General features: G+C 64.5%; 33 protein-coding genes. 11 read left to right on the plus strand and 22 right to left on the minus strand.

The features are described from left to right. The first annotated feature begins 274 nt into the window (after window positions 1-274). Entirely contained in the window at window positions 275-583 is a 309-nt protein-coding gene (locus tag AC07FN_RS32190; protein ID WP_478398994.1) for a hypothetical protein, read from the plus strand. Window positions 584-802: 219 nt separating this feature from the next. On the opposite strand, the gene AC07FN_RS32195 is transcribed toward AC07FN_RS32190, so the two are convergent. Genes AC07FN_RS32195 through AC07FN_RS32210 form a run of 4 tightly spaced genes read right to left on the minus strand, consistent with a single transcriptional unit; the run spans window position 803 to window position 4593 of the window. Next, window positions 803-1882, minus strand: coding sequence for an LLM class flavin-dependent oxidoreductase (locus AC07FN_RS32195; RefSeq protein ID WP_478398995.1), 1080 nt, complete (start codon window positions 1880-1882; stop codon window positions 803-805). Next, the gene (locus AC07FN_RS32200; protein ID WP_478398996.1) at window positions 1863-3050 is read right to left on the minus strand and encodes an MAB_1171c family putative transporter; all 1188 of its coding nucleotides are present in this window, start codon (window positions 3048-3050) and stop codon (window positions 1863-1865) included. The genes AC07FN_RS32195 and AC07FN_RS32200 overlap by 20 nt, the downstream gene beginning before the upstream one ends. Next, window positions 3047-4018, minus strand: coding sequence for a hypothetical protein (locus AC07FN_RS32205; RefSeq protein ID WP_478398997.1), 972 nt, complete (start codon window positions 4016-4018; stop codon window positions 3047-3049). Before AC07FN_RS32205 ends, AC07FN_RS32200 begins: the two co-directional genes overlap by 4 nt. Next, complete coding sequence (locus AC07FN_RS32210; RefSeq protein WP_478398998.1) at window positions 4015-4593, minus strand: hypothetical protein; 579 nt, start codon at window positions 4591-4593, stop codon at window positions 4015-4017. Before AC07FN_RS32210 ends, AC07FN_RS32205 begins: the two co-directional genes overlap by 4 nt. 206 nt (window positions 4594-4799) lie before the next feature. On the opposite strand from AC07FN_RS32210, the gene AC07FN_RS32215 reads away from it, so the two are divergent. After that, window positions 4800-5288 carry a WhiB family transcriptional regulator gene (locus AC07FN_RS32215; RefSeq protein WP_478398999.1) on the plus strand — a complete coding sequence of 163 codons (489 nt, stop codon included), beginning with the start codon at window positions 4800-4802 and terminating at the stop codon, window positions 5286-5288. Between the two features lie 67 nt (window positions 5289-5355). Here AC07FN_RS32215 and AC07FN_RS32220 read toward each other — a convergent pair whose 3' ends face one another. The 3 genes from AC07FN_RS32220 to AC07FN_RS32230 form a co-directional block, all read right to left on the minus strand. Then, complete coding sequence (locus AC07FN_RS32220) at window positions 5356-6114, minus strand: class I SAM-dependent methyltransferase (RefSeq protein ID WP_478399000.1); 759 nt, start codon at window positions 6112-6114, stop codon at window positions 5356-5358. Beyond that, a complete protein-coding gene (locus AC07FN_RS32225) occupies window positions 6114-7673 on the minus strand; it encodes an asparagine synthase-related protein (protein WP_478399001.1) in 1560 nt (519 codons plus the stop codon). Before AC07FN_RS32225 ends, AC07FN_RS32220 begins: the two co-directional genes overlap by 1 nt. Window positions 7674-7739: 66 nt before the next feature. Next, a complete protein-coding gene (locus AC07FN_RS32230) occupies window positions 7740-7862 on the minus strand; it encodes a hypothetical protein (RefSeq protein ID WP_478399002.1) in 123 nt (40 codons plus the stop codon). Window positions 7863-8473: 611 nt separating this feature from the next. On the opposite strand from AC07FN_RS32230, the gene AC07FN_RS32235 reads away from it, so the two are divergent. From AC07FN_RS32235 to AC07FN_RS32245, 3 genes are read left to right on the plus strand one after another with little or no spacing between them, the layout of a single operon-like run. Further along, complete coding sequence (locus AC07FN_RS32235) at window positions 8474-8683, plus strand: hypothetical protein (protein ID WP_478399003.1); 210 nt, start codon at window positions 8474-8476, stop codon at window positions 8681-8683. Beyond that, window positions 8680-9210 carry a DUF6879 family protein gene (locus tag AC07FN_RS32240; RefSeq protein WP_478399004.1) on the plus strand — a complete coding sequence of 177 codons (531 nt, stop codon included), beginning with the start codon at window positions 8680-8682 and terminating at the stop codon, window positions 9208-9210. Before AC07FN_RS32235 ends, AC07FN_RS32240 begins: the two co-directional genes overlap by 4 nt. Window positions 9211-9224: 14 nt before the next feature. Continuing rightward, window positions 9225-10052, plus strand: a complete 828-nt coding sequence (locus AC07FN_RS32245; protein ID WP_478399005.1) for a helix-turn-helix domain-containing protein — start codon at window positions 9225-9227, stop codon at window positions 10050-10052. Window positions 10053-10678: 626 nt separating this feature from the next. Here AC07FN_RS32245 and AC07FN_RS32250 read toward each other — a convergent pair. From AC07FN_RS32250 to AC07FN_RS32275, 6 genes are all read right to left on the minus strand, one after another. Further along, a complete protein-coding gene (locus tag AC07FN_RS32250) occupies window positions 10679-11368 on the minus strand; it encodes a phosphotransferase family protein (RefSeq protein ID WP_478399006.1) in 690 nt (229 codons plus the stop codon). A 202-nt stretch (window positions 11369-11570) separates the two neighbouring features. Beyond that, window positions 11571-11732: a hypothetical protein gene (locus tag AC07FN_RS32255; RefSeq protein ID WP_478399007.1), complete on the minus strand. Its 162-nt coding sequence runs from the start codon at window positions 11730-11732 to the stop codon at window positions 11571-11573. A gap of 25 nt (window positions 11733-11757) precedes the next feature. After that, window positions 11758-12111 carry a hypothetical protein gene (locus AC07FN_RS32260; RefSeq protein WP_478399008.1) on the minus strand — a complete coding sequence of 118 codons (354 nt, stop codon included), beginning with the start codon at window positions 12109-12111 and terminating at the stop codon, window positions 11758-11760. 438 nt (window positions 12112-12549) lie between these two features. Then, window positions 12550-13182 carry a 3'-5' exonuclease gene (locus tag AC07FN_RS32265; protein WP_478399009.1) on the minus strand — a complete coding sequence of 211 codons (633 nt, stop codon included), beginning with the start codon at window positions 13180-13182 and terminating at the stop codon, window positions 12550-12552. Between the two features lie 17 nt (window positions 13183-13199). Further along, complete coding sequence (locus AC07FN_RS32270) at window positions 13200-13730, minus strand: NUDIX hydrolase (protein WP_478399010.1); 531 nt, start codon at window positions 13728-13730, stop codon at window positions 13200-13202. Window positions 13731-13880: 150 nt separating this feature from the next. After that, window positions 13881-14219: a hypothetical protein gene (locus AC07FN_RS32275; RefSeq protein WP_478399011.1), complete on the minus strand. Its 339-nt coding sequence runs from the start codon at window positions 14217-14219 to the stop codon at window positions 13881-13883. Window positions 14220-15193: 974 nt separating this feature from the next. On the opposite strand from AC07FN_RS32275, the gene AC07FN_RS32280 reads away from it, so the two are divergent. From AC07FN_RS32280 to AC07FN_RS32290, 3 genes are all read left to right on the plus strand, one after another. Beyond that, the gene (locus AC07FN_RS32280) at window positions 15194-16051 is read left to right on the plus strand and encodes a helix-turn-helix domain-containing protein (RefSeq protein WP_478399012.1); all 858 of its coding nucleotides are present in this window, start codon (window positions 15194-15196) and stop codon (window positions 16049-16051) included. Beyond that, complete coding sequence (locus AC07FN_RS32285) at window positions 16048-16251, plus strand: DUF397 domain-containing protein (protein ID WP_478399013.1); 204 nt, start codon at window positions 16048-16050, stop codon at window positions 16249-16251. The genes AC07FN_RS32280 and AC07FN_RS32285 overlap by 4 nt, the downstream gene beginning before the upstream one ends. Before the next feature lie 279 nt (window positions 16252-16530). After that, window positions 16531-16998 (plus strand): Scr1 family TA system antitoxin-like transcriptional regulator, encoded by a 468-nt coding sequence (locus AC07FN_RS32290; protein ID WP_478399034.1) that lies wholly within the window; start codon window positions 16531-16533, stop codon window positions 16996-16998. A gap of 55 nt (window positions 16999-17053) precedes the next feature. On the opposite strand, the gene AC07FN_RS32295 is transcribed toward AC07FN_RS32290, so the two are convergent. The 4 genes from AC07FN_RS32295 to AC07FN_RS32310 form a co-directional block, all read right to left on the minus strand. Beyond that, complete coding sequence (locus AC07FN_RS32295) at window positions 17054-17836, minus strand: hypothetical protein (protein ID WP_478399014.1); 783 nt, start codon at window positions 17834-17836, stop codon at window positions 17054-17056. Between the two features lie 20 nt (window positions 17837-17856). Further along, window positions 17857-18171 (minus strand): type VII secretion target, encoded by a 315-nt coding sequence (locus AC07FN_RS32300; RefSeq protein WP_478399015.1) that lies wholly within the window; start codon window positions 18169-18171, stop codon window positions 17857-17859. A 15-nt stretch (window positions 18172-18186) separates the two neighbouring features. After that, window positions 18187-18840, minus strand: coding sequence for a hypothetical protein (locus AC07FN_RS32305; protein ID WP_478399016.1), 654 nt, complete (start codon window positions 18838-18840; stop codon window positions 18187-18189). An 82-nt stretch (window positions 18841-18922) separates the two neighbouring features. Then, window positions 18923-19201 (minus strand): hypothetical protein, encoded by a 279-nt coding sequence (locus AC07FN_RS32310; protein WP_478399017.1) that lies wholly within the window; start codon window positions 19199-19201, stop codon window positions 18923-18925. Window positions 19202-19828: 627 nt separating this feature from the next. Here AC07FN_RS32310 and AC07FN_RS32315 point away from each other — a divergent pair. The 3 genes from AC07FN_RS32315 (at window position 19829) to AC07FN_RS32325 (ending at window position 21306) form a co-directional block, all read left to right on the plus strand. After that, window positions 19829-20245, plus strand: coding sequence for a helix-turn-helix domain-containing protein (locus AC07FN_RS32315; RefSeq protein ID WP_478399018.1), 417 nt, complete (start codon window positions 19829-19831; stop codon window positions 20243-20245). After that, on the plus strand, window positions 20173-20685 hold the full coding sequence (locus tag AC07FN_RS32320) for a transposase family protein (RefSeq protein ID WP_478399019.1): 513 nt from the start codon (window positions 20173-20175) through the stop codon (window positions 20683-20685). The genes AC07FN_RS32315 and AC07FN_RS32320 overlap by 73 nt, the downstream gene beginning before the upstream one ends. Window positions 20686-20874: 189 nt before the next feature. Further along, entirely contained in the window at window positions 20875-21306 is a 432-nt protein-coding gene (locus AC07FN_RS32325; RefSeq protein ID WP_478399020.1) for a universal stress protein, read from the plus strand. Window positions 21307-21347: 41 nt separating this feature from the next. Here the strand turns inward: AC07FN_RS32325 and ppk2 are convergent, their stop codons facing one another. The 5 genes from ppk2 to AC07FN_RS32350 form a co-directional block, all read right to left on the minus strand. Next, window positions 21348-22169: a polyphosphate kinase 2 gene (ppk2, locus tag AC07FN_RS32330; protein WP_478399021.1), complete on the minus strand. Its 822-nt coding sequence runs from the start codon at window positions 22167-22169 to the stop codon at window positions 21348-21350. Window positions 22170-22442: 273 nt separating this feature from the next. After that, entirely contained in the window at window positions 22443-22934 is a 492-nt protein-coding gene (locus tag AC07FN_RS32335; protein ID WP_478399022.1) for a hypothetical protein, read from the minus strand. Next, a complete protein-coding gene (locus AC07FN_RS32340) occupies window positions 22903-23394 on the minus strand; it encodes a maleylpyruvate isomerase N-terminal domain-containing protein (RefSeq protein ID WP_478399035.1) in 492 nt (163 codons plus the stop codon). The genes AC07FN_RS32335 and AC07FN_RS32340 overlap by 32 nt, the downstream gene beginning before the upstream one ends. Window positions 23395-23487: 93 nt before the next feature. After that, window positions 23488-24339, minus strand: a complete 852-nt coding sequence (locus tag AC07FN_RS32345) for an IS5 family transposase (RefSeq protein ID WP_478399023.1) — start codon at window positions 24337-24339, stop codon at window positions 23488-23490. A gap of 7 nt (window positions 24340-24346) precedes the next feature. After that, complete coding sequence (locus AC07FN_RS32350) at window positions 24347-24529, minus strand: hypothetical protein (RefSeq protein ID WP_478399024.1); 183 nt, start codon at window positions 24527-24529, stop codon at window positions 24347-24349. Between the last annotated feature and the right edge of the window lie 626 nt (window positions 24530-25155).

The raw sequence follows: 25155 nt of genomic DNA on the forward strand, positions 1-25155 counted from the left end.
TGCTTCCCGCCGCCAGCGCGGTGCTCGCGGCCGAAGCCGCCCCCGGCGACGACTGCATCGCAGGGTCATGCGGCCTGCCGCACTTGGAAGAGCCACGCCAAGGACTCCCACATCAACACGTGCTCTGATGCTTCGCTGATTCCCTCCGCTTTCATCGGAGCCCTGCCCGCTGGGGTCCACATCCAACGCATCCCGGCCAGCGAAGTTTCGCTTCTGTATTGACAAAGTCTGATTACGAGAGGAACTTTCGATGCGAAAAACATGTAGTGCTGCGGTGAACCTGGCAGTGGCTGCGGTAACCCTGATGCTAGGCCTCACCGGCGCAGCTCACGCGGAAGGCGCCTGCCCGCCTGGCACCGCGTTGTCTATTCAAGACGGTGCCCGCATCCACCGCGCCGCAGATCTGCAGTCGCCCGTCGACGGCGTCTACTACAAAGCACACGCCTACCGTGTGCACCAGCTCGTCGGCGGGGCCCCCACGACACCGGACTGGGTCAACCTGACCGACGACACCACCCGAGTCACCGGCTGGGTGCACGGCAGTGTCGCTGGCTGTCTCGGCCTGACCGCGCCCTCCGTGTAGAACAACGAGGCAAAAGCATCACGTCACTATCGACACGTGAATCCCAGGACGGTGCACGAGAACTGGAAATTCCAGCCGTGGGACGAGCCTTGACTATCTGGCGAGGCTCGTCCCACGCGTTCATGTTCGGACCCGTCATTCCTCGGCTCTGCCATGACCGTCCACACCACACTCAGGCTGAGTTGGTGGTCTTCGACGAGAAGACCACTGGACGGGCGGTCAGTCCGTGCTGGTCGCTTTCCAGCCTTGAGCGATGGGCTTGCCAAGTTGACGGATACGATCGTCGAGCGTGCTGGCGGCGGAACTGAATGTGAGCGAGCTGAGCAGCTCGTAGGATCGGCGGCGATCAGTGTGGTTGTAGACGGGGGTGGTCACCATGATCTCGTCCGCGCCTGTCTCGTCGAGTATGGCGGTCAGCTTGCTGCATACGGTCGTGGGCGAGCCCGCTATGACGCTGTGGGAGCGCGCGGCGATCTCCTCGCGGTCTGCGGAGGTGTAGGGGTACTCGGCCGCCTCTTCCGGGCTGGGCAGCAGGATTCGCTTGCCGTGTATGCGGCTGAGCACTTTCAGTCGGGTTGATCCCGCGAGCCATTCGGCGCGCTCATCGGTGTCCGCGACGATGACCGACACGCTGACAATGATCTGCGGGGCCGGCGACACAGAGGAAGGCTGAAACGAGTCCCTGTACTCCCGGACAGCGTCCAGGCCGTCTGGGTTGAGGTGGTGGGCGAACGCGTAGCGCAAGCCCACCGAGCTCGCGAGCTTGGCGCTGGCGTTGCTTGAGCCGAGAATCCACACATGCGGCTGGTTTCCGACGGCAGGCACAGCCGTGACACTCTGTTCCTCGGGTGGATCGAAGTAGCCGAGCAGCTCATGGAGCCGCTCACCGAACGACACGTCGTTGAGCGTGCGTGAACCGCGGATCGCGGCAGTGGCAAGAGGCGGCCCGCCGGGGGCACGGCCGACTCCGAGATCAATCCGTCCGGGATGCAGCGCCTCCAGAGTGCCGAACTGCTCAGCGACCACCAGCGGAGCGTGATGGGGCAACAGAACCCCGCCGGACCCCACGCGCATGCGGTGAGTAGCACAGGCGATCCGGCCCACCAGCACTGCGGGAGCAGAGCTCGCGACGCCGCGCATGCTGTGGTGCTCAGGCACCCAGTACCGGTGGTAGCCCAGTTCGTCGGCAAACCGGGCTAGATCGAGTGTGTTGTGCAGGGCCTGCTGAGCCGTGGAGCCGCGCACGATCGGCGAAGTGTCCAGGACGGACAGACGCACGTCATTCTCCGACGGTGCCACGCTCCAGTTCCTTTCCAATCGCGCCGCGCCTTGTCAGCTCGTCACCGAGCCGGATCATCCACTGTGCTCGGCGGTGCCAACTGTCGTGGAAGTCGGGCTCCACGCGCGGATAGGGAGGTTCAATGGGCTCAGGCTCATCGCCGGCCCACCGCGCATCACGAGCCTGCGCGCGCCGCCGCAATGCGGCCTCCACCATGTTCGCCGCCACGACCGGTTCGCGAGGATCACCGCCCGGTTCCGGGCAGTCTCGCGCAAGCTCGGCCAATCCATCGGTGATCTCGGCAGTAATGCGCTCAAAGTCATCGTCACCGCTGCGACGGCCTCCACTGTGGTGGATGTCCAAGGCGATGTGCGGGAACTCCATGGTGAGTGTTTGCCACAACGGTCGCATCTCGGCGGTGTAGCGAATTCGCAGGGCTTGCTCATAACGCATCTTGACCGTGACGACGGCGGTGGCCAACGGTGCCAGTGCCAGCCCGAACGCCAGCAGCAGTTGACCACCGAGCTGGCCTGCGGAGTACAGCGTGCTCAGGACCTCAAGCTTGGCCTGGGGCGAGACCGCCCGAATGGCTTGCCGGATCAGCGAGACCGCGTTGACTCCCAGCGCCATTGCGGCGCTGCCGACGATCACAACCCAGAATGCGGTTCGAGCCCACGGATGCACCAACCGTGTGAGGTATCGGCTGGCCCGGCGGATCCCAACAAACCATGCGGCCAACGAGTACCCGTCGACGGCGAGGTAGAACACCGCGCGTTGCCATGTCCGGTATTGGCCACTCCTGGCTTCCACCGGCCACACCTCAAGCATCACCACCATTGTGGTCACCGCGATGGCGAACACACCGAGTTCGAGCCATGCAGCGCGGACCCGCGTGGACACAGGTTTGCTGGTGTCCGCAAGAAGGAAGTACGCAGCCCATGCGTAGGCCATCGCCATCCAACACCCGTTGATCAACGGCGTCCACGCACTGCCGAAGAACTCTTTGACCGGAGCCAACATGGGCGTACGGATGCCGACGGTGGCCGCAAACGCCAAGCACAGCAGGCCGGGCACCAAGACCCGCAGTGCGAGATCGTGCCGCCTTCGCGTCAGCTGGACGAGTTCCCAGACCGCGATCGCCACGATCACGGCAGCCTTGAGCCACCGCAGCGCCAGCTCAGCATTCATGTTCGTTCCTGATCCAGCTCGACGAAGCCGAAGGCCGCAGCGATGCTGCGCTCCGCCGCACCCACATCCGCGGGCAGATCGTTCGGCCGCGGTCGCTGACGCGACATCGTCACCAGGAGGCGAGCTCCGACCTCTGCCTCCCACTCGCGCCAGTCGGCGTAGGCACCATGCGCATTCGGTGCCTGTGAGGCTGCAACCCCGCACGTAAGAGACTCGCCGACATCCAGGTGCTCGCGGACGAGATGGATCACTTCGTGAAAGATCACCAAATCTCGCTGTGGTGTCGGGGCTGCCCGCTCGTACAGGATGGAGTCCACCCGCCGCTGTTGCGCTACATGGCCTACCGAGGTGGTAGCACCGAGATCGACTCCACGAACCTTGATAGCCCGGCCACGATGCTTCCCGAGTCGATGGCACAAGTCGACCGGATCCAGTGGTGGACGCATCCCGACAGTGGTGATCAGGTTCTGGCCCAACGCCAGCATCTGCGTCACGTTCAACGGTCCCGTAAGCGCCGACCTCCAGATACGGCCGCTGTCCATACCATCACGCGACGGGTGAGCCTCGGCCTCGACAGCAGCTGAGGTACCCAGGCCTCGGCCGAGCTCGTCCCAGCGCGTTACGGCTGACGGCGCGAACGCGCGGCAGATCCGAAAGCCGTCAAGATCACAGTCGTGCAGCGCATGCCTGAGAATTGCCTCGTGCGCGCGAGCGACCTCGGTCGGATCGGCCCCGAAGAAAGCAGGATCGACTCCGAAGAAATTGGCGATGGCCCCAAGTTGTTCCGGGTCTGCATGCTCGCCAGCACGCAGACGGGCGACAGCGTCGCCGCTCACTCCCGTAGCCTGACCGACCTCAATGTTGGTGTACGGCCGCCAGCCGATAGCTGGGTCCATGACCTCGGCCACGTTGAACAGCCAATTCAGCCGGCCTGCTACTGACCCTGCGTTGTCCTCGGCATCGGTCATGCACGTGTCCTCCCCCCAGCCTCCTCGTCCTCTTCGTCGTCGCCGAGTAGGGCGCGAGCGAGTGCACGCATCATCGCCGCCTGCTCGCGCGCGGCCGTGACGTTGGTCGTCCCCCGGTGGCCGACCTTCGTAACGCCCGACTCCCTCATCGCCTGCTGCAGCTCCTCGGTCGCTGCCCGCAGCTCCTGGAGGACCTGACGATCAGCCGCGATCTTGGCACGTAGTTTCTCCTCACGCACGGCCAACTCAGTCTCGACCTCCGCAGCCACGACGGGATCAGTGAAGTAGCCGATACGAATCTCGAAGAACCAGGCGACGGCTTCGAGGGTGCGCACGGTTGGGTTGGTCTTCACTCCCCTGCGCAGCTCGGAAAGATGCGACTCAGACAGTTCCCGTCCGGACGCCTTGCAGGCGGCCACGACCTCCCGATTGGTAAACGTCCGCTCCGGGGCATGTGGGGGCCGTTGCACCTCGAACAGGCGGTTGAGCCGACTGCCTAAGGTCGGCGATGTAGCCGAAGGCGTTTGCTCAGAGCTGTTCGTCATCACGTCTCTCCACTTCAGCGTTACCCGCAAGCATGACACCCTCGAACCAGCCGCGCCAGCGATGCAAAACCCAGGTTGCAGCAATCTTGATGCGTAGTAGCGTAGCAAGACAGACGAAAATCCAGATCATACTTCGCTGACGAGATGGGCCCCATTCGTTCCCATTAACGCGGAAGCGCGAAAGAAGGGCACGGGAGGCCCGTGTGGACGACACCTCCGTCTCGAGCAGCTGAAGCATGTCCCGCACTGATCGAGGCACGCAGACGAAAGTGACGGGACCTTTGATTCACATATGGGGGGTCGCCGTGTTTGATCAAGAAATAGGAGAACTCCAGAATGAAGTACGCCAGCGTGGCCGCTGCGTCACGTCCGCCACCCAGGACAGATGGTTTCCAGCACCGGCCCGCGGCACCGAATCGGTGGAGTACCAGCGCCGCCAAGCTGCCCACGCGTGTGCGGGCTGTCCAGTTAGGACCGAATGTCTCGCCATCGCCCTGACCTACGAAAGCACCGAAGGCACGAGCTGGGGAATCTGGGGAGGCGTGTGCGCACGTGACCGCCAGCAGGCCATCCAACATGTGACACTGCGACCGCGCCGCAGGCCCGATGCGATCACCCTCGCACAGCAGCTGCTGACAGCCCTGGATGCCGCCTTGAGGTCCCGGCATGTTCCCCGAACTGAGCTCAGCTCACACGACACTCACCCGAATGGGCGCATTGCCTGAGTGAGAGCCGTCAAATAAGCAACGAGCTGCTCATCCAGAAGGCCTCAGGACCAGTCGAGACGATCACCTAAGCCCGGTAGCGGGCGGCGGTGAAAACCGATCGCGAGTGGAGGTCATCGTTGGTGCGGCGTTGGTCTGGGTCGGCAAACTGTTCCAGTAGTTCGAATCCAGCCGTGGTGAGGTGTGTTTTCAGCTGTTCACGCGTCAAGATGCGACGCCGGATCGCGTCGGTATGGCGTTCGCCGTTGTCGAGCGTCCACTCCCGGTACATGGTCGTCATCTGCGTTTGATCGTCCCAGACGACTCTGGTGGTGACCTCACCATGCATGGTGTCGGTGTCCACACGCGACGCCACCGGATTTGCCGACTCAGGCGGTGGTGGGGCGACGGGAGTAAACAGCACCAGCAACGCACCGGGTTGGGCATGCGCGGCGAAGGTCGCGAAGGCCTCGCACATGTCGCGGTCGGTGTGGTTGTACGCCAGGGAGTTCCCCAAGCACAAGAGGATGCCGGCGGTCGCGGGTAGCCGAATGCTGCGCATGTCGCCGAGTTCCACGGTCAGACCGGGATGCCGGCGGCGGGCGTACTCAACCATTCCCGGCTGCAGGTCTACGCCTGTGCATTCAAAGCCTGCCGCTGCCAAGCGGGCGAGGTCTCGCCCGGTGCCGCAACCGAACTCCAGGACGGCGCGGGCATCCGGCCGGTAGTCCGCAACGAGATCCTGCACCGCACACAGCGGAGCAGTGGCGCCGGACAGCAGCTCGTCGTACCACGACGGATTCCGATAAAGCAGGCTACGCCTGCGGAGATCTCCCGAACTTGTCATTAAAGCTCCCGACTGGGCACGGAAACAGGGCACCCTAGCAGGCTTCGTAGGGACACTTCGGCCATCAAGGTGTCGCACAACACGGTCGGCAGATGCTCGCGTGTCGACGCGTCGTCGACGGTGTCGGCGAACACGGCCGAGTCGATGTGCCCGGTGTCAGCCAGCAGCATGCCCTTCCTCAGGAGATGCCGCGCCAGCGGCATGCCATGGCGACGCAGTCCTGTCTGCATGAGGCCGAGGAAGTTCTCCGGGCGCCGCGGATGAACCACGGTTTCTGGAAGTCCGGCGCGGTGCAGGCGCTGGCGCAGGAACCGCTTGCTGCGCCTGAAGTGCACGGGCAACTGCTGGCTAAACCGCACGAGTGCAGGCGTGACCAGCGGAGCGATGGGCCACATGCCGGCAGCGAGATAGTCCGGGTTGTGCACGGCGCTGCCGGTCAGGACTGATCTCGGCAGCACCGAGATCGGCGCCGCTCCCCCGTCGTCTTCGACGGCAGCTGTTCGTGCCCGAGGACCCAGCCACGGAATGCGCTCGGCGCGAGGCGGTAGCGGCGTGGCCTCGTTGGGGCGCAACGCTGCGAGTTCGTCCCCGCCGACTCCGGTGAAGACCACCTGTACTCCGTGCTGGGCAAGGTGACGGCCGACGGCGGCGAAGGCTTCACGGTAGAACTCCCCGACGTCGTGCGGCTCGCCCCTTCCGCGAATGCCGCCAGGAGCGAACGGCGGGAATGCAGAGCCGTTGATCGGTTCGTCCACCAGGCCGCACAGTGCCGCAATGCTTGCACGCCGCTGCCGCTGATCGCTGCCCACGGTCGTGTCGTCGACGATCACGCCAGCGCTGAAGAGGGGGCCGTCGTGGACGTCGCGCACCGAGAGTGCGACGTTGGCCGAGTCGCACCCTCCGGACAGCTCCATACCCACAGGGGTCCGTGCTCGTCGCGTGGCGACGCTCTCGGCGAGCAGGGCTTCGAACGCGTCGGTCACGTCCACGCCGGCTGCGATGTCGCGGGCGTGGAGCACATGCATCGCGGGTTCGGGGTACGTCAACGTCAGACCGTCGGCGGCAAAGGTCGCCCGGGCTCGTTCGGTCAGCTGCCACACCTGCGCGAAGAGGGTCTCGGCGGTGTAGGGCTGCTGCCGGGTCAGCAGGCGGGCAACTGCCCGATCACGCAGGTCATCAGCCGACAGGCGGTGCCGTAGGTCGGGCAACCACCACGAGCCGTACAGGGTTGTGGCCGTGGCGGTGAGGTAGACCGGCGCTGTGCCGTAGAGGCCGGCTTCGAGCTCGGCCTTGCTCTCCCTGAGGTAAATCGTCACGTAGTCGCCTGGCCATCTCGTTCGGTCCTTCTGGTCAGGGCAGTCTTCCGGGGGCGTGAAACACCCGGTCAGCTGTTCACGCACGACCAGTGTCGTCACAGTCGGCTCGTGCTTGACGAAGACACGCAGCGCGGCGACCGGTGGCAGGGCAATCCAGCTGCCGCCGTGCTCCCAACGGCCGTTCCGGTACGTCCATCGTCCGGGCGAGCACAGATCGGAAAGATGTAACTGCATAGCCAGCATGGGCAGGCACCGCTTTCGTTGGAAGCGAGGGGTGAGCCCGGAAAGGCCCACCCCTCACGTGCGAAGTCAGTTGCAGTAATCACCCTTGGCGTTGCCGTCCTCGGGGCCGGGGGCCTTCGTGCCGGTCGCCTCGGCAGCCGAGGGCACCCCCTCCATCAGGTCACCACTGAACAACTCGTCCACCTTCACCAGAATCTCCTTCCACGGTTGAACCAAGCTGTGCCCGGTCAGGCACAGCCGATCTGCCCGACTGTCCGGCGGGCAGACACTCCACAGTTGACGCGGTGCTCGATCACCGCATCTCATTGCCGACTAGGGGGTTTCGGCAATGCAGCATTCGCAGACCTGGCAACCGCCAGAAGGGACATCACCGACCTCGTGAGGCCGGAGTTCGAGTCCGCAGAGACACTGGGCAACGCCGTCCTCAAGATCAACCGCGACGATCCCATGTGCCTGCCGCCGCGTCAGCCGCGAATGCAGATGCAGCACCCACACGACCTGCCGGTCAATCACCTCTTCCGCACCGGGCTTCGCCAGAGCGCCCGGCGCGTGCCCCGGAGGCATCAACGCAGACACATCTGCCCTTCGATCTCCGGCCATGTGCTGCGACTCCTGAGGCGTAGGCGGGGCTTGCTGAAAGCAGCGTGGCACCCACCGATGGAGATCGACAAGAATAATTCGAATATTCGCTGTATTCTCCACTCGACTGGAGCATAGCGCTGCACCTGGTCGTGCGATTCGATGAAGCGGCAGACATAATGCGCATCGGCTCGATGCCTGCGCCGACGACAGGAGTACCGATGAAGTTGAGGTTCCTCGGCACCACGAGCACGGGCGGCCAGTGCCCCAACCTGTACGAAACCGACCGGGACACCTACGTCGTCCAGGGTTACAAGATCACCGACCCGGAGGCCCTCGCGGCCTTGCACGAGCGCGGGATGCCGACGACCGAGACCGCCGTCGAAATTCCCAAGACCCTGCTGAACTTCGCACCGAGGAACACGGCGTGAGCCGCCTCGTCCCACCGGGCCAGGCCTTCGACGACCTCTTCGGGAGCTTCGCCCACTGCGCCTGGCGCTTCGAAACCCAGCCGTCCTACCACGTCGACGCCGAGCAGCAAGCACTGCAGCACTACCTGGGCACCGGTGAGCTCGACGTCAGCTACCTGGCCGGCTGGCTCGACGGCGTACGCGCGGCAACCCGGCAAGGAAGGAGCTACGCCCGGGTCCGCGTGCTGACCGAACCCCTTACCGACTACCTGCGATTCGAAATGGCCGTCGCCCCCTACAACGCCGCCGCCGGCGAGGACATCCGCGTCTTGTCGGCCACCCAGGCCCGCGAACTGGCCTTACCGGATTACGACTATTGGGTGTTTGACGACGAACGGCTCGCCGTCATGCACTTCGGGCCCTCCGGCCTGCGACACGCAGAAGTGATCACGGACCCGGCCATCGTCGATGAACACCGCGGATGGCAGCACACCGCCGTCCGCAACGCCATCACACTCGAGGACTACCGCATCCTCGTAGACAGGTGAACGACTGAGGAAGCGTGACCGACTTCGACAAACGCCGACGCGAGTTCGGTGACCGATTGCGCAGACTGCGTGAGCAGACCGGCTTGACCGGGCACCAGTTCGCCGAGCGGGCGCAGTGGGGCCAGCCGAAAGTCTCGAAACTGGAGACCGGGCGGCAGGCCCCCACCGACTCCGACATCATCACCTGGTGCGAGCTCACCCACGCCGCTGAGGACACTCGCGAGGAGCTACGCGACGCGCTGCGTGACCTGAAGATCCGCTACGAGTCGTGGCGCCGCAGCCAGCGCGGCGGGTCGCGTGCCCGGCAAGAAGAAGGCCAGAACCTCGAACAATCAGCATCGGTGATCAGAGCTGTCGACTTCGGAGTCGTACCAGGCCTCGCGCAGATCCCCGACTACGCCCGCGAGGTCTTCCGGCTCTACTCCGAGCTCAACGGGACCGAAGCCGACGTCGACGACGCGGTCGCTGCACGCATGCAGCGACAAGCCGTCCTCTACGACACCAGCAAGCGCATCGAGATCCTCGTCGCGGAAGCCGCCCTCCGCTACCCCGTCTGTCCGCCTGAGACCATGCACTCCCAGCTCGACCGGCTGACATCGCTGATCGGCATCACGCACATCCGCTTCGGCATACTCCCGCTCGACCAACGGCTGCCCTACATGCCCATGCACGGGTACTGGCTGCTCGACGACCTCGCACTCGTCGAGAACATCACCGCCGAAATCCGCATCACCGACGAAGACGAAGTCGCCACCTACCACACACTGACCGACCGCCTCTGGGACGCCGCAGCCGAAGACAACGACGCCCGCCACATCCTGCACCGCCTTTTGAAGACCTGACCGACCCTCGGTCGGACAGTCGGCGCGCTGGATCGCCTCGGCAAGCGTCATCATCGCCTTGGCCTCGGTCGCTGGACACTACGTGTTCGCCCCACCCGCGGCCGTTGCCGGACCGGTGGCCTACTTGGATCGCCTCCGTCCCGTGTGGCCTGTGGCCTTTGGCATTCGGCGCCAGTGCGGTACTCCTGGCGCTGGCATGAGGTTGCTGCAGTGACGGCCGCGCACACCGACTCGAACCAACCCCGGCACCTCGAGGGCGAACCGACGGCGTTCGCCGAGGCTGCCCGCCTCGTGTTGGCGGCCCTGGTGGCCGGCGGTTGGCTGACGATCGACTCCGTCACCGTGAACTGGATCGCGGCACCGCCCTGTCGCGGCATACGCAACAAGCGGCCCACACGCCCTTGCCGACGTGGGGGGCCGCTTTCGTGCGTCCAGGATCGGACGATCTACTCCCTGTAGGCATTGCAGCGCCAGCATTGGAAGACGGGCAGTCTTACCCAGCACCGTCCCCGTTTGCTGATAGACGTGATCACCCGACTTGTCCGAAAGGCCACAACCGCAATGGTTGCAGTCCCGGATCTTCGTGTGGGTGCCGTCCTCGTTCGTGCTGAGGTTGCACACGGCCGTTACTTCCGTCCCATCTCCACGCACCATGCGGCGTACCGCCGTGCCAGCTGGGCCAGCCACTCCGGTGCGTCGCCGGAGCAAGCCCGGTACGACCAGAGACCGGCGACGAATGCGGACCACCCGGTGAGGACCACGCGGTCCACCCCACGCCAGCACTCCAGGAACGACGCCCACACCTCGGCCTGCCGTGGCGGGTGGCCGGCATTGATCAGGCGAAGCACCATGTAGGCCGCGTCTACCCACGGGGCCCCGGCCGCCGGCCAGCCCCAATCGATCACCCGGCCCGAACCGTCCTCGGCAATGAGGAACTGGCCCGCGTGGAGATCGGTGTGGACCAACCGGTCCCCGTAGACCAGCTCCGGCGCGGTCCGGGTCCACCGGGCCATTTCCTCCACATCGAACCCGGCCACAACGTCCGGCCATTTCTCCTCCAGCCGCTCCCACCAGTCCGTGACGCTCCACCTATCCCGCAGCGTCGGCAGGTCCGGGGCGGGCAACGCGCTGATCTTGTCGATCGTGGAGGCAACCAACGCCAGGTCCAACGACCCTGGCAACAGGTTCGCCGGTCGGCCCGGTAGATAGTCGAACCCCACCACCAACCAGTCGTCCACGTCGGCGTGGAAACGCACGGCCGGGGCAATGCCGGGCGCCAGCGCCCCGGCCGTGGTCTCGTTCCGAAGCCACCGCATCCGACGTGATACTCCGTGAACGCCCTTCACGAAAACCCGATCGCCATCGGGGCACGTGAGAACGGACGCCACATCGGTATTCAGCCCGCCTGCGGTATCGGCCACCTCGGAGACGGGGCCGGTGTACCACTCGATTTCTTCCCGTACTCGTTCGGGAAGGTCTTTCCAACCTTGGGTCATACTCGGCCCCGTCCCAGTGGTGCTAGTCGTCGTCTTCTTCGGTCGGATTCTGGGTTTCGGTGTTCTCGTTACCGCGCTGCCCAGTCGTGGCGCAGCCCTTCTCAAAGTCCGCCACTAAACTGGCGAACAGGTCCGGGGAGACCAGTGTCCGGGCCGACTTCAGTTCTTCCGCTACTGCGGTCACGATTGCATCCCTTCAAGTTGGTTGATCACCAACGTTTAGGGGTGTGCAACGTTTTTCCGGTTGTGTACCTCCCTTCCGGGAGTTCCTCGCCGCGAACCCGCAGCGACAGACGGCCACCCATGTTGCTGTCCAGGAAGGCCAAGTCCTCAGCCGTCCATTCGGCGTTGGGCGTCGCCACCACCTGGACCTGGTGGCCATACAGCTCGCCGCCCATCCACCGCTGGTAGCCGCTGCTTCCCGGCTCCCGGTGGGGCAGTTCTGGGCTCACGATTCGATCGCCGTTCGTTGGCGCGGAGCTCATGTGCTCCCCGTTTCCCTGCTGCTTCACCGAGTTCTCAGTACGTATCGCGTCAACTCGCGCGTCGGGCAGACGGTCCACGGTCGGCCGTCACCGTTCGCCATGACCGCTTAGGCGGCGGATTTTTCTCTGCCCCACACGAAAACTGTCGTTTGGTCGGGCCAGAAGGTGAACGGCTGCCATGGAGATTCGCCAGTGCGCATCACGACCCATCCATCGGATCGTCCTGTGTACACGACCGCTCGCCCCACGATGACCGGAACGGCCCGCCGCCGGAGCCATCCGCGTGCCTGCCACTCGATGAGATGCCACTCGCAGGCGTCGGCATCGAAGCGCACCACCGGCTTCGGAAGCATCCGCCCGGTCACGGCTGCACCAACGGCTTGGACACCACGGCCAAGCAGGGCGCCGGCTGTTCCGGTTGCTTGTTGATCAGGTACATGTACGCGAAAGAGGCTAGGAGGCAGACGGAAGCCATCAACCCGTAGAACAACCGAAGGATGAATTCATGCCGTGCCGTCATTGCGTCAGCCTTTCCCCGAGAAGCTGCATCCGCGATACAGGGTGCGGGCACAACCATTGGCCGCGCTCCCGAAGTTCCGAAACTGTCCACTGTCGTCCAGAGTTGTTCGCCAGGTGCAGGAACAGGTGGGCGGTCACCAGTGCATTCCACGTAGCCCCCTGTGGTCTCAGGTACTCCGGAATGTTCCCCGTCAACCCCAGGTACTCCGCAAGCGCCGACAGGCGCCGTTCCCGAATATCCAATATGGATCGAACCAGTCGGAGCGTGTCGAGCGCCTCAACGGGTCGCCAGTCCGGCAGCTTCCGCACCATCACGCCTAGGCTCGTACGAACATTGTGGCCAACCGGTATGGCGTCGCCGAAGTAGGTTCGCACTGCCTCCGCGACGGCCGCGAACGGCGGGCACAGCGCAACGTCCGCGTTGGAAATGCCGTGAACCTTATGCCCATGCCGACTGATCCGCTCCTTGGGGCGGACCCGCCAGGTAACCGGCCGGTCCAGTATTCCATCCTCAATGGACACTGCGGAGAGCTCCACCAGGTCTGGCGGATGTGTCCGTGGGGCCGTTCCCTGCGCGTCGATCACGACGTAGTTCAGTTTGGTCCATGGCACATTTCCTTGCCTAAACATTAGTATTTCACACCGTTTCAGTTCATCGCCAGACGCACGCGCTCACGCAGGACCTCGCCCGGTAGTGAGTTGATCGAGAAGAAGCCAGCGCCGCTCACCTCTTCCGGTTGGATCTCGCCGACACGCGCCGAAGTCCAGAACAGGTAGCGGAAGTCCCAATGCGTGCGCGCCTGCTCCCGCTTCTCAGGCCGCGTCGGAATCACGTGAATCGGCCTTGTGAAGGCCAGTTTCAGGAGTGCCGGATGGATGCCGGTTTCCTCGTTCGCTTCCCGCTTGGCCGTATCGGACAGGCTGTGATCTCCGGCCTCGGGGTGGCCGCCCGGCTGTATCCATTGCCCAGTGGCAAGGTGGTTGACCAGCAGGACGAAACCCGCATCGTTCATCACCACGGCGCTTGCGGTCACGTGGCCGCGCATTTCGGCGCGGGTGGTGATGTCGATGCCCTCGGCCATCAGATCCACCAGCGGCTTGAGGTCCAGCGCGTCGTTCGGGTACTTGTCCATATAGGACTTCGCTGCCTTCCGAACATCGATGTTCGTGAGGGTCATTGCGAGACTCTTTCGGTTGGGATGGATGGGACCGGCCCGCCCGCCCCTCCATGCCGGGGAGGGCGAGCCGGAGAACTCCAAGTCGCCCGGGTCGGGGAATCCAAACGACCAGGAGCCCGTCTAGGTGTCCGGCCGAGGCAGAGGGGGGACTTACCTCGACCGGACGTGCCCGGCTGGCGGGATGGGGGGTTCCCCGCCGGGCAGCTTGGTGACGGAGCGCGCCCGCCACGCTCGAAGGCATTCGAGGCACACCCGCCAGTCCAGCGACGGCCACGGGCCGACGATCGGGCACCAGGCCATATGGCCGCACTCGGCGAGTACCACCGGGTTGCCGAGGCGGACGCCGCGCATGACCAGTCCGGCCGGCGGCTGGATGTGCCGAACCCCGAGCTTCGCGCACCCCTGGAGGTAGACAACCTCCTCCGCCGGGGCGTCGCCGGTTCCCAGGATGTCCGGCGGCAACACGCCGGTGACACGAGCAAGGGTCATCGTCAACTCCACGGGTGCGTTCCGCAGGCAATCCGGACACGGCTGGCCGGCCGGTCGATCGATGAATCGGGGGTCCAGGTCGAAGGCGTCGAACGTCAGCCCGCAGAACACGGGGACGCGGCGCGGAGCTCGCCGAGGGCCCACCGGCGCGAGGTGCTGAAGGAGCACTGAGTTGACCTGTACGCGATCCGGGCGGAGACGGGCGAACATCACGGTTAGGCCACCTCCCGCATGACCGGGGCCGGGCGACGCGCTCCCCCGCGTGCCCGGCACCCGGCCCGATGCCTACCGCGAGACGGGGGAATCGCGGCAGGCTGGCGCCGCAACCTGCGGGGCGCCTGACAGGCCGCCACAGCCTCACGCGTCGTCCGGCGGGTGCGTGCCAGACGAGACGGGCGCGTAGCCCATCGGAACTGCCACACCGCAGCTTGGCGACGCCACCATTCGGACTGCGTGACCCGCAGGGCGACGTTGCCCATGCCGAGGCCGAGCGCAGCCCCAATCAAGATCAGAGTCTCGGGGTACACGGCCGATCACCACCGTCCCGGCCGTTCAGAATGAACACGGTGGCCCGGTTGATCGCCCACACCAACTCACCGACGCGGTTCACTTCCACGAGCCCGTACTCCCCAACGGGGGACGAAATGCCGATGCCCGGTGCCGGGCCGCCGCGCTGCGCCGTGATCACCAGCTCGTACGAACGCCCGAAAGCATCCGTGCAAGGCAAGCGCCACGACCGCGTATCTGCGCTGGCACCTTCCCCCGCCAACGAACCGCCGACCGCGACGGCCCCTTTGATCGTCTGCGTCCCCACGTCGGTACCCTTCCCGGTTCAGAGTTGCTCATGCTCTCCATGTGTTGCTCGTGAGCAATGTTGCTCGCGAGCAACGATGGTTGATCGCGAGCAACAAGCGCAATACCCCGATCGGGGATAGCGATCAGTAACCGGTTGACCAACGAATAGGATCGTGAGCATGGCCAGGAGTCCTGGAGGCAGCCCCAAGGCGCGTCATCTTGGCGCTGAACTGCGGAAAGCACGTGAGGACGCGAGCATGTCCGCGAACAAGCTTGCTCAAAAGCTTGAGGTTGCACGCGCACGTTTGCAGCGTTGGGAGAACGGCACGACCGTGCCGGAGCCCGCCGAGGTGGCCGCATATCTCGCCCTGATAGGCGTCAACGGCGCCGAACGGGACCGGCTGGTGGAGTTGGCCGAGGATGTGGACGCTTCGAACTGGATCACGTCCGACGTCTCCGGCATCCGCACGGAGTTGACGACACTCATCGAGTTCGAGCGCACTTGCACGAGGATGGTTGACGTCTCGCCGTTGATCGTTCCAGGCCTGCTGCAAACCGCAGACTACATCCGCGCCGTTATGTCCAACGTTCAGTCCAGCGAAACGGAAAAGCTGGTCCTGTTGCGGCTCGGCCGCCAGAACATCCTCACTCAGCGCCGCAACGCCCCGGACTTCTCTACGTACATCGCCGAGGGCGTCCTACGCGAACCCATCGGTGGTCCAGAAGTCATGGCAGACCAGTTGGCCCACATCCTCGCGATGGCCGAACGGCCCAACGTGCACGTACGGGTCGTCCGTTCGGGTGCGCAGGCCATCCACGTTGCCCATGCCGGTCCGTTCGTCCTGTTCGAGTTCCCCAAGGCGGCGCCCATCGTGCACTTGGAGCACTACCGGTCATCCGGTTTTCTCTACAACGCCCGAGACGTTGCCGACTACGCACGTGCGGAGGATCAACTCCGCGCTGTGGCACTGAGCGGAGACGACTCGTTGAAGCTCATTGCCGAGATCGCAACCGAAATGGAAAGGAATTCCACGTGATCCCCCACGCCGCCGTGAGCAACTGGCGTAAATCCACGTTCTCCCACGAACAGACCAACTGTGTTGAGGTCGGTCGCGTCCCCGGCTCCGAAGGTGGCGCGGCCGTCCGTGACACCAAGGACCGGGCGGCCGGGTACTTCACCGCCACGCCAACGCAGTGGGCTTCGTTCCTCGCTGCGGTCAAGGCCGATCGGTTCTGACCCGCTAAAGGCGACTCCAGCAGTGCAACCGGCGCCCGCACCCCGATAGACCACGTACCGGGGTGCGGGCGCCGGACTGTGCAGCGGGCCGCACGTCATGCTTGGGGCACGGCCCAGGAGCTCGACCCTAGCCGCTCAGCGCCCCGCCGTCCGAGTTTCAACGAACGCCCCCGGTTGGCCTACCTGCCACGCCGGGAACGCCTCGGTAGTCCCCCCACGGTGGGAAACTGTCAACGGCGGCCCACCGCGGCTGCCGCAGTGGGCCGCATTTCTATGTGACTGCCACCGGCCAGCTATGCCCGATCAGTGGCCATGACACGCCGGGATCGAGCGATGAAGTCCTCGCATCCCAGCGTGGTCAGTCGACGTGAGTGGCGTCGCGGACGGCTCCGACATACTTCTCGACGAGGCCTTCCAACGCCACGATGCCGACTGCGGTCCCAGTGTCGTCCTCCCGTCTGTCCACCTGAGACCATGCACTCCCAGCTCGACCGGCTGACATCGCTGATCGGCATCACGCACATCCGCTTCGGCATACTCCCGCTCGACCAACGGCTGCCCTACATGCCCATGCACGGGTACTGGCTGCTCGACGACCTCGCACTCGTCGAGAACATCACCGCCGAAATCCGCATCACCGACGAAGACGAAGTCGCCACCTACCACACACTGACCGACCGCCTCTGGGACGCCGCAGCCGAAGACAACGACGCCCGCCACATCCTGCACCGCCTTTTGAAGACCTGACCGACCCTCGGTCGAACTTCGATGGCAAGCTCGACGATTGGAGATCGCCGCCCAACTACCCGAGCGACCAGTCGGCATCACCGTCGGTGACGGTAGCGTCATTGAAGGGGTTGGTTGTGGCATCGGGCCAGGATCCTCCCGGGAAGTCTGTGGCGTCGACGGCTTCGCCGTGTAGGTCGACCAGCATGGCGGCTTGAGCTGCGACCAGCGCCCCGAGGGTGGTGACGGCTGCGCTGGTGAGCGCGGAGCCGACGACTGTTTCAGCGACGAAGAGAGCGGCTCCGGCCCAGGAGAAGACTCCTGATTCGAACGCGGCGATAGCCAAAGCCATTGTCTGGATGTATTTGGCGAGGATGAATCCCATGGCTACATAGAAGGCAACGCCTGCGGAGGCGCAGACCGTAAGAGCAGTGGCGGTCTTGCTGGCGATCGTTCCGATGCGTGTGGCGGCCTGCGACTGGGGCTTGATCGCAGCGCCGTAGGCAGCTGCGGCTTCGCCACGCCACTTGTTGTCGACGATCAGCGCCTCGGCCGTAAGGCGGCCGGCGACGGTGCTGGCACGTCCGCGTAGGCTTTGCCATTCCCAGGCCCTTTGGTACATGAGCAGTGGGGCGAGGGCGGCTTTTAGCAGATCTACGACTACCTCGTAGATCTCGGTTGCTGCCTCCTCGAGCACCTGAGCACACCATTCGATCGCGTCCTTGACAGGCTGGGAAACCCAGCTGGACTGGACTGCGGCTGCCGCCGCTGGACCGATCCGTGCGATCTGACCGTTCAACTCCTCCTTCCCCGCTGTGAGCTGGTCTACGACAGTACGGAACTGTGCTTCGCTGAACACGAACAATCACCTGCCGGACGTCAGTACAGGTTACGGAATGCGTGAGTGCCGTCGTCGTCCTCCTGCTCGTAGGTATCCGCGACCTGACGCAATGTTGTGGCCACGTCCCGTGTCCTGCTCACCCCTTCATTACACCGGTGGTGAACCTGGTCGACGACGGAGTCGTACGCGGATGCCATGGGGAAGAAGATGCCCGATTCCAGATACCCCATGCGGAGCTGGTCGGCTTGCACTGCAATCTCAGCCAGAATGTCGGCTTGCTCGTCCCAGACGTCCGCCTCGGCGCGAAGTGCGCGTGTTGCGACCTCAACTTCGCCTTTGTCCGGTGGCGCCACAACGCATCCCTTCCATCACTGTGGACGATGCTTGCTTGGATCATGCATGATCGAGAATGCTTCGTTCAGCTCAGATTCCCATTCACGTTTCTTCCTCGCCTGTCTCGCCAAGGCTTTTTTCAGGTTTGTTCGCGCTTGAGCCAACGCATCGCTCAAGCCGTGCGTCAATCGCGCCCCTCCGCGTGTTTCGATCCACTTTGGATCCGATTCACAGGATAGTTGACCGAACGCGGATATCGTCAGCCTTAGCTTCCCGTCGGTGGAGCTGCCATGTCCCTGGGGAGCTGGGGGCGGATTCCGAGAGTAGTCCAGCGCGGTGGACAAGGCTTCAATCATGTGCTCGGCGAGCACCTCTAGGCCACGCGGCCGCGGTCGACTTGCTCTGAGAGACGCGACTGGCGGCATGCTGGGAAACTCGTCGAGTTGCGCCTCTCCAGAGGTCTGGGTCAGAGCATCTCCCCAACCCGCCATTCGCTGCCGCAAGGCGGCATCGGCAGCTTCGGACACCGCGGCCGGAAACGCTTCTGCATCGAGCTTTTCGAACCACCGAGGGTGGACACGTATCGCAACTGGCATCCCCTCCGAGTCCAAACGGACACGAATAGCAGCCGTGCGATCGGCACCCTCTACGTCACGCGAAGCCGCTTGGGCCGCGTTCTCCAGCGACAAACGCGCCTCATGCAACCGCCGGCCAAGCCTCTCTAACCTTGCCGCTAGGTCCTCGTCCCCCACACCAATCCCCCGCCCTGCCTCACAACGTGGGGCTCGGTCCGACAGGCCGCGCCAATTGCGTAGCGACCCCAACCATTCCGACCACACCAACAAGCAGCAGCAACCCGGTGCCCGCCTGCTCCATTCCCGAAGCTCCGATCAGGCATTGAAGAGCCCAAGCAGCCACACCCCCGGAGGTGACGGAAACCAGCAGCGATGAGACCAAACCGACGAAACGCGGCCCCCTGGCCACCAAGATCCAACAAACAGCCCCGCCGATCTCAACCACGGCGGCGACCACGATGACAACGCTGCTCACGCCGAACACCTGCATCGTCGCAACAGGTGCGTTGAACGCAGTAACTAAGGCGCCCGCGAGGCAGACCTCAGAGATCGCCCCCCACACCGCGGCTAACCCAGAACGTCGAACAGGCATACGCCTTCCCACCACCGTCAAACACCAACGTGTGACTACCAGTAGACGCGTTTCGTCGCCTATCAGCGGTGGAAAACCACCCCCAGCCCTGCTTCTCGGAAGGAGAATATCTCAGCATCGCAGCTACATAAGGCACCGCCATTCAGGGCAAGACCGTTGCCTCAGGGCGTGCCTACATCACGAAGCAAGGTTGTTCGAGCACAGCGAGCGTTCCACTAGCCACGAAGCCGCACCAGATTTAGTACCAATGTTCGAACCAAGCAGTATTCCGACTCCTCCCGCCTTCAGAAGTACGCGAAAAATGGGAACCTCTGATCCGACGAGTTGCCGGAATGAGCCGCCCCGGTTTGGTGGATACCTTGAAGCCAGGATGATCACGCTGACAGGTGGGACTAACGACCTCGTGCATGGTTGGCGATCTTGGACTGAGATGATCTTGGTGTGGGTCGTGCTGGGGTGTTGTCGAGTCGTCGGGTGACAGGGTTATCCGGGCAGGTCATCGCCGATTTGGTGGCGGAGGTGGGCCCGGCGTGGCAGGCCCGTCAGGATGCTCGGCTGTCTGATCGTCCGCGACGGCGGGCACCGGGCGCGGGGGCGAAGTACAAGCTGGTGTTCGTGGATCGGCTGTTGGTCACGCTGGTGCATCTGCGGCATGGCAGCACGCATGATGTGCTGGCGGCGTGGTTCGGGGTCGACCGTTCGACGATCACCCGGGCTCTCAACGAAATCCGGCCGTTGCTGGCCGATCGCGGTTGCCGCGTGGAGCAGGGGATTCGGCTGCGCACGGTCGCCGATGTGGTCGCCTACCTCGACAGCGTGCGGCAGACCGCACTAATGGACGCCACCGAGATCCGGTGCGCCAGCCCACCGTCAAGCGGGCGGGTCGGCACCAGTTCATCTCCGGCAAGTCCCGACACAACGCCATGAAAGCGCTGATGATCAGTGATGCGCAAGGACGCGTTCTGTTTTGCGGGGCCACCTGCCGGGGCAGCACCGCTGACATCACCCAAGCCCGACAGGCCGGTGTCACCAACTGGCTTGAGCACACCATGGCAGTCGAAATCCTCACAGACGCCGGCTACCAAGGCCTCGGTGCGCAGACCTGCGGCCAGGTGCTCACCCCGACATTGAAGCATCACAAAAAACGACTGGAGCGCATGCCCGGAATCGCCGAACTCCGCGCGGCACAACGGAAATCCCACGCTCGACGGCGAGTGCGAGTGGAACATAGCATTGCCCATCTGAAGAACTGGCGCAGCCTTGCTCGCCACCTCGGTCGCAGAGAAATCCTCGACGACACCGTTCGCGCAGTCGCCGGGCTGCTGTCGGACCACCACGTCCACAACGCAGGCCCATCGCCGCACTGACGGCCTCTGCGATGTGAATCAAGACCGCACAACACCCCAACGCGCGCCAGCACTAACCATGCACGAGGTCGTTAGCTCTGAAGAAGTTACCCCGATCAGCTGCGTGAGCGATCTTTCCGGCAGAGGCGATCGCCCTCACCGGGAGCGCGGAACTTGCGAGAGTCGCATCGCCAGCGTGGGGAGGAAGGCATGAACGAGCACCGGTACGCCATCGTCGTCGGCGTCGATGGCTCGCCTGCGTCCAAGGCGGCACTGCGGTGGGCCGTGTGGCATGCGGGCCTGGTCGACGGGCGCATCACGGCCTTGATGGCCTGGGATGCGCCGCTCATCTACAACTGGGAAGTCCCTGGACTCGAAGACCTCGCCACCACAACGGTGAAGATCTTGAGCGGAGTCGTCAAGGAAGTCGCCGGGGATTCCGAGGTGGAGATCAACAAGGAGGTTTCGCAGGGACATCCGGCACGGGCGTTGCTGGACGCCACAAAGGAGGCGAACGCGGACTTGCTCGTGGTGGGCAGCCGCGGTCACGGCGGCTTCACCGAAGCGCTCCTGGGCTCGGTCAGCCAGCACTGCGTCCACCACTCCCGCTGCCCCGTCGTCGTGGTCCGTGGCCAATCCTGACCACCGTGTAGCACCTGCAAGCTGATCACCGCTGGTCTGGTTCATTCGAGCTTCGCGGCGTAGTCGGGCACGTAATTGAACGCGCAGCGGGGTGGACGCCGGTAACTGCTGGAGGATGACCGCGTGGGCAGTTCCATCCGGGGCCGCGGTACCTCGTGGTATAGCACGCTGGAGAGCAGGTGGGCGATCATGTTGATTCGCGCTCGCCGCTTGTCCTCGCTTTCCACCAGGTACCACGGTGATTCCGGGGTGTCCGTCGCGGCGAGCATCTCGTCCCGAGCGCGGGAGTACTCGCCCCAGTGGGTAACCGAATCAATGTCCACATTGGAAAGTTTCCACTGGCGCATCGGGTCCTCGACACGTTTGCGCAGCCGCCGCGCCTGCTCTGCGCGGCTGATCGAGAACCAGTACTTGCGCAGCAGCAGTCCGTCATCGACGAGCAGCCGCTCGAAGACCGGGCACTGCTCGAGGAAGCACCGGTGCTCCTCCTCCGTGCAGAACCCCATAACGCGTTCCACCCCAGCGCGGTTGTACCAGCTGCGGTCGAACAACACGACTTCCCCGGCCGCGGGAAGCTGCGCGACGTAGCGTTGGAAGTACCACTGGGTGCGCTCCCGCTCCGTCGGGGCGGGAAGCGCGACAATCCGGGCCACCCGGGGGTTGAGGTACTCGGTGACGCGCTTGATCGTGCTGCCCTTCCCTGCCGCGTCACGCCCCTCGAAGAGCACCACGAGCCGTTGGTTCTCGGCCCGCATCCATTCCTGCAGCTTCACCAACTCCGCTTGCAGCTGGAAAAGCTCGCGCTCGTAAACAGCACGCGGCAAACGGTTCCGCTGCTCAGCCGGATCACTGGTGCCTGCCAACGCCGCTCACCTCCAGCCGCGCCTCGGCCGAACGTGCTCCACATCCGACTTTGGCCCCGGGTAATTGGCCAACCTGATCATCCGGTTTCGGCACCAGCCTGAGCGGTACCCGATGCAACGCAGCATCCTCTGCTGCCCACCTGACCGCCGCCATCACGGCCTGCGAGCCATCAGCCCCCACCACGGCGACCTTGCGCATCATCCTTCCCGGGCTCGGCAGAAGCCCCTCTCCCCTGCACCCCGCTCACCGCGAGAACGCGAGTCAGGAGCGGGCTAATCGTTAATCAGCAGATCCCGCTCGTCACGACGTGGTGTCGCCAGCGTCGGCGAGCCATAGCCGAGCCGAACCAGTGCCTGCGCGTACAGCGTCCCGCCGAGCAGCCGCTGCAGCTCCTCCCGCGTGTCCGCGACCTCCACGACCTCCGACAGCAGTGAGGCCGCCAGGCCGTGTACCGTCGCGGTGAGCAGCATGCGCTGCATCGCCTGCCCAGCCTGCAGGTCGGCGAGCCGGCTGCCGTGGCGCGAGCACACCACGACCAGCAGCGGCTCGTACTCGAAGTCCTTGCCAGGAACCCGCGCACATCCGGCCGCAGTGGGCGTGGGCACGGTTTTCACCGGCGTGGCGGGTGTTCTCGCCGGAACCGCGGCGATGACCGGGCGGAGGTTCTCGATCGCCCTGCCCGAATTGCTGCCGCTGGCCGGCGTTTCGGTCGCGCTGGATGCGCTGGGTGGCCTATTCGTCACGGTGACCGGCTGTGTCGCCATGGCGGCGGGCGTCTACGGGATCGCCTACACCCGGTCGCACGGTTTGGACTCCCACGACGCAGTCGGTGTTCCCGCTGTTCGTGGTCGCCATGCTGTTGGTGCCCGCGGCAGCGAGCGTGGGCACGTTCCTGGTGTGCTGGGAACTCATGGCCTTGACCTCGCTGTTGCTGGTGGTGGCCGAGCATCGGCAACGCCCCGAAGTGGCCTCGGCCGGCCGCTGGTTCGCGGTGATGACCCACCTGGGTTTCGTGACCGTCCTCATCGGACTACTGGTGTTCGTGGCGGGCGCGGAGGACGATTCGTTCGCGGCCCTGCTCGCGGCCGCGGTCTCCCCCGGGCTGAACAGCATGTGGAACAGCAGCTGCTCGTTGTTCCAACGCGTGCCGTTCGTCGGTCGGCGCAGGTCAGCGGCGCTCGCCTGGTCCACCAACTCGTGAAAGGCGGCGCGTGCCTGTTCCATCTCGGCGTGAATCGCCTGCCTGTCCGCTCCTGGCCGCTCAGGCACGAGACCACCACCTGCCCAGACACCGCTAAGAGGGCATCTGATCTCGATTTAGCTGGTTATGGCCGTTTTGCGCGGATCGTTTCGCCAGGTTTGGGTGGATTCTCCGGTCAAAGTGCGGGTCATTATGTTAGTCATGGCCCAGTGGATCATCGTGCGGGAGCGTTGAGGTTGGGCTTCGTAGTCGCGCGCGAGCCGTCGGTGTTGCATCAGCCAGCCCAGAGTGCGCTCGACCACCCAGCGACGGGGCAGGACATGAAACCCTTTGGCAGTAGGGCGTTTGACGACCTCGACCTGGATGCCGTGTCTGGCGCCATGGCTGATGACGGCATTGTTGTAGCCGCCGTCAACCCAGGTGGCCGACACGCTCGGATGCGAGGCGGCGATATGATCCAGAACCTGTTGTCCCGCCGCCGAATCCTGCACTGACGCTGCTGTCACGATCACGACAAGCAGCAGCCCCAACACGTCGGTGGCGATATGCCGTTTACGGCCCTTGATCTTCTTGCCCGCATCGATACCCTGGCTGGATTCGCTGACGTTGCACGAGGTTTTCACGCTCTGCGAGTCGATGATCGCCGCCGTGGGAGTAGCTGCGCGACCCTTGGCGACGCGAACCTGCCCACACAACAAGTCATGCAACGTCTCGGTCGTGCCGTCGACTTCCCACTTGGCGTAGTAGTCATAGACCGTCTTGTACGGCGGGAAGTCGTGCGGCAAGTACTCCCAGGCGATCCCGGTCGGGCACACATACAGGATCGCGTTCACGATCTCTCGTAAGTCATGCACCCGCGCGGCCGTCCCCGGCCCGACACGCCCCGCCCGCCACGCGGTCAACGTCGGCTCGATCAACGCCCACCGGGCATCAGACAGATCACTGCGATACGCACGCCGAGAACTCACAAGTTGATCAACGAACCAACCGCCACTCCGATACGGACAGATCACCACAAACCAAGATCAGATGCCCTCTAAGCGCCTCGGCGGTGAAGTCGCGACCCGGCAGGTCCGGAACCGGCGGCGCTACCGGGTCCGGGATCGTGGCGCGTTTACGTTTACGCTGGTGACGGTCCACGATACCGTGTTCGCGCATCAGGCGTTTCCACACGTTTATGGTTCACCCGCCGCCCGCCCGCAGTTCAGCGCCGATCCGTAGGAACCCGTAGCTCCCGTCGGAATCGTCGTGGATCTCCTAGACTACCTCGACCAGCTCAGCCTCGGCGGTGGCGTGGGCCTGGCGGCCCACGATCGTGTGGAGCGCCTGGTTGTGGGTTCGGTTGCCGCCGGGGTTGAGACGAACCTTGACGTTGTTGCCCGATCAGACGGGAATCGGGGCGGTGCCGGTGAACCGGGCATAGCACCTTGGGAACGAAACCGTGACGCGCCGGCGGTCTCACCGATGATGGCGGCGGCACTGAGTACTTCGCAGCCAGGGATCGCAAGCAGACTGGGCGCCAGGAAAGCCACCCCCAAGGCGGGAAGCTCAGTGCACGAGCCGCACACGGAGCACGAGCGCACACATACGGCAACTGCACCCGATCGGGCTGAGTTCTGAGGAAGCCAGCTGGATCTTTTGACAACCCCAGCGGTAGCATCGCCGCCATGGAGACGAATCCCCGGTTCGGGGATTCCTCCCACTGGTGGGGGTTCAAGTCCCCTCGGACACGACGAAATCCCCACACTGCTTGGATCAGGATCAACCTGGACTTCTGCAGTGTG

This window comes from Saccharopolyspora sp. NPDC045941, assembly GCF_056431445.1.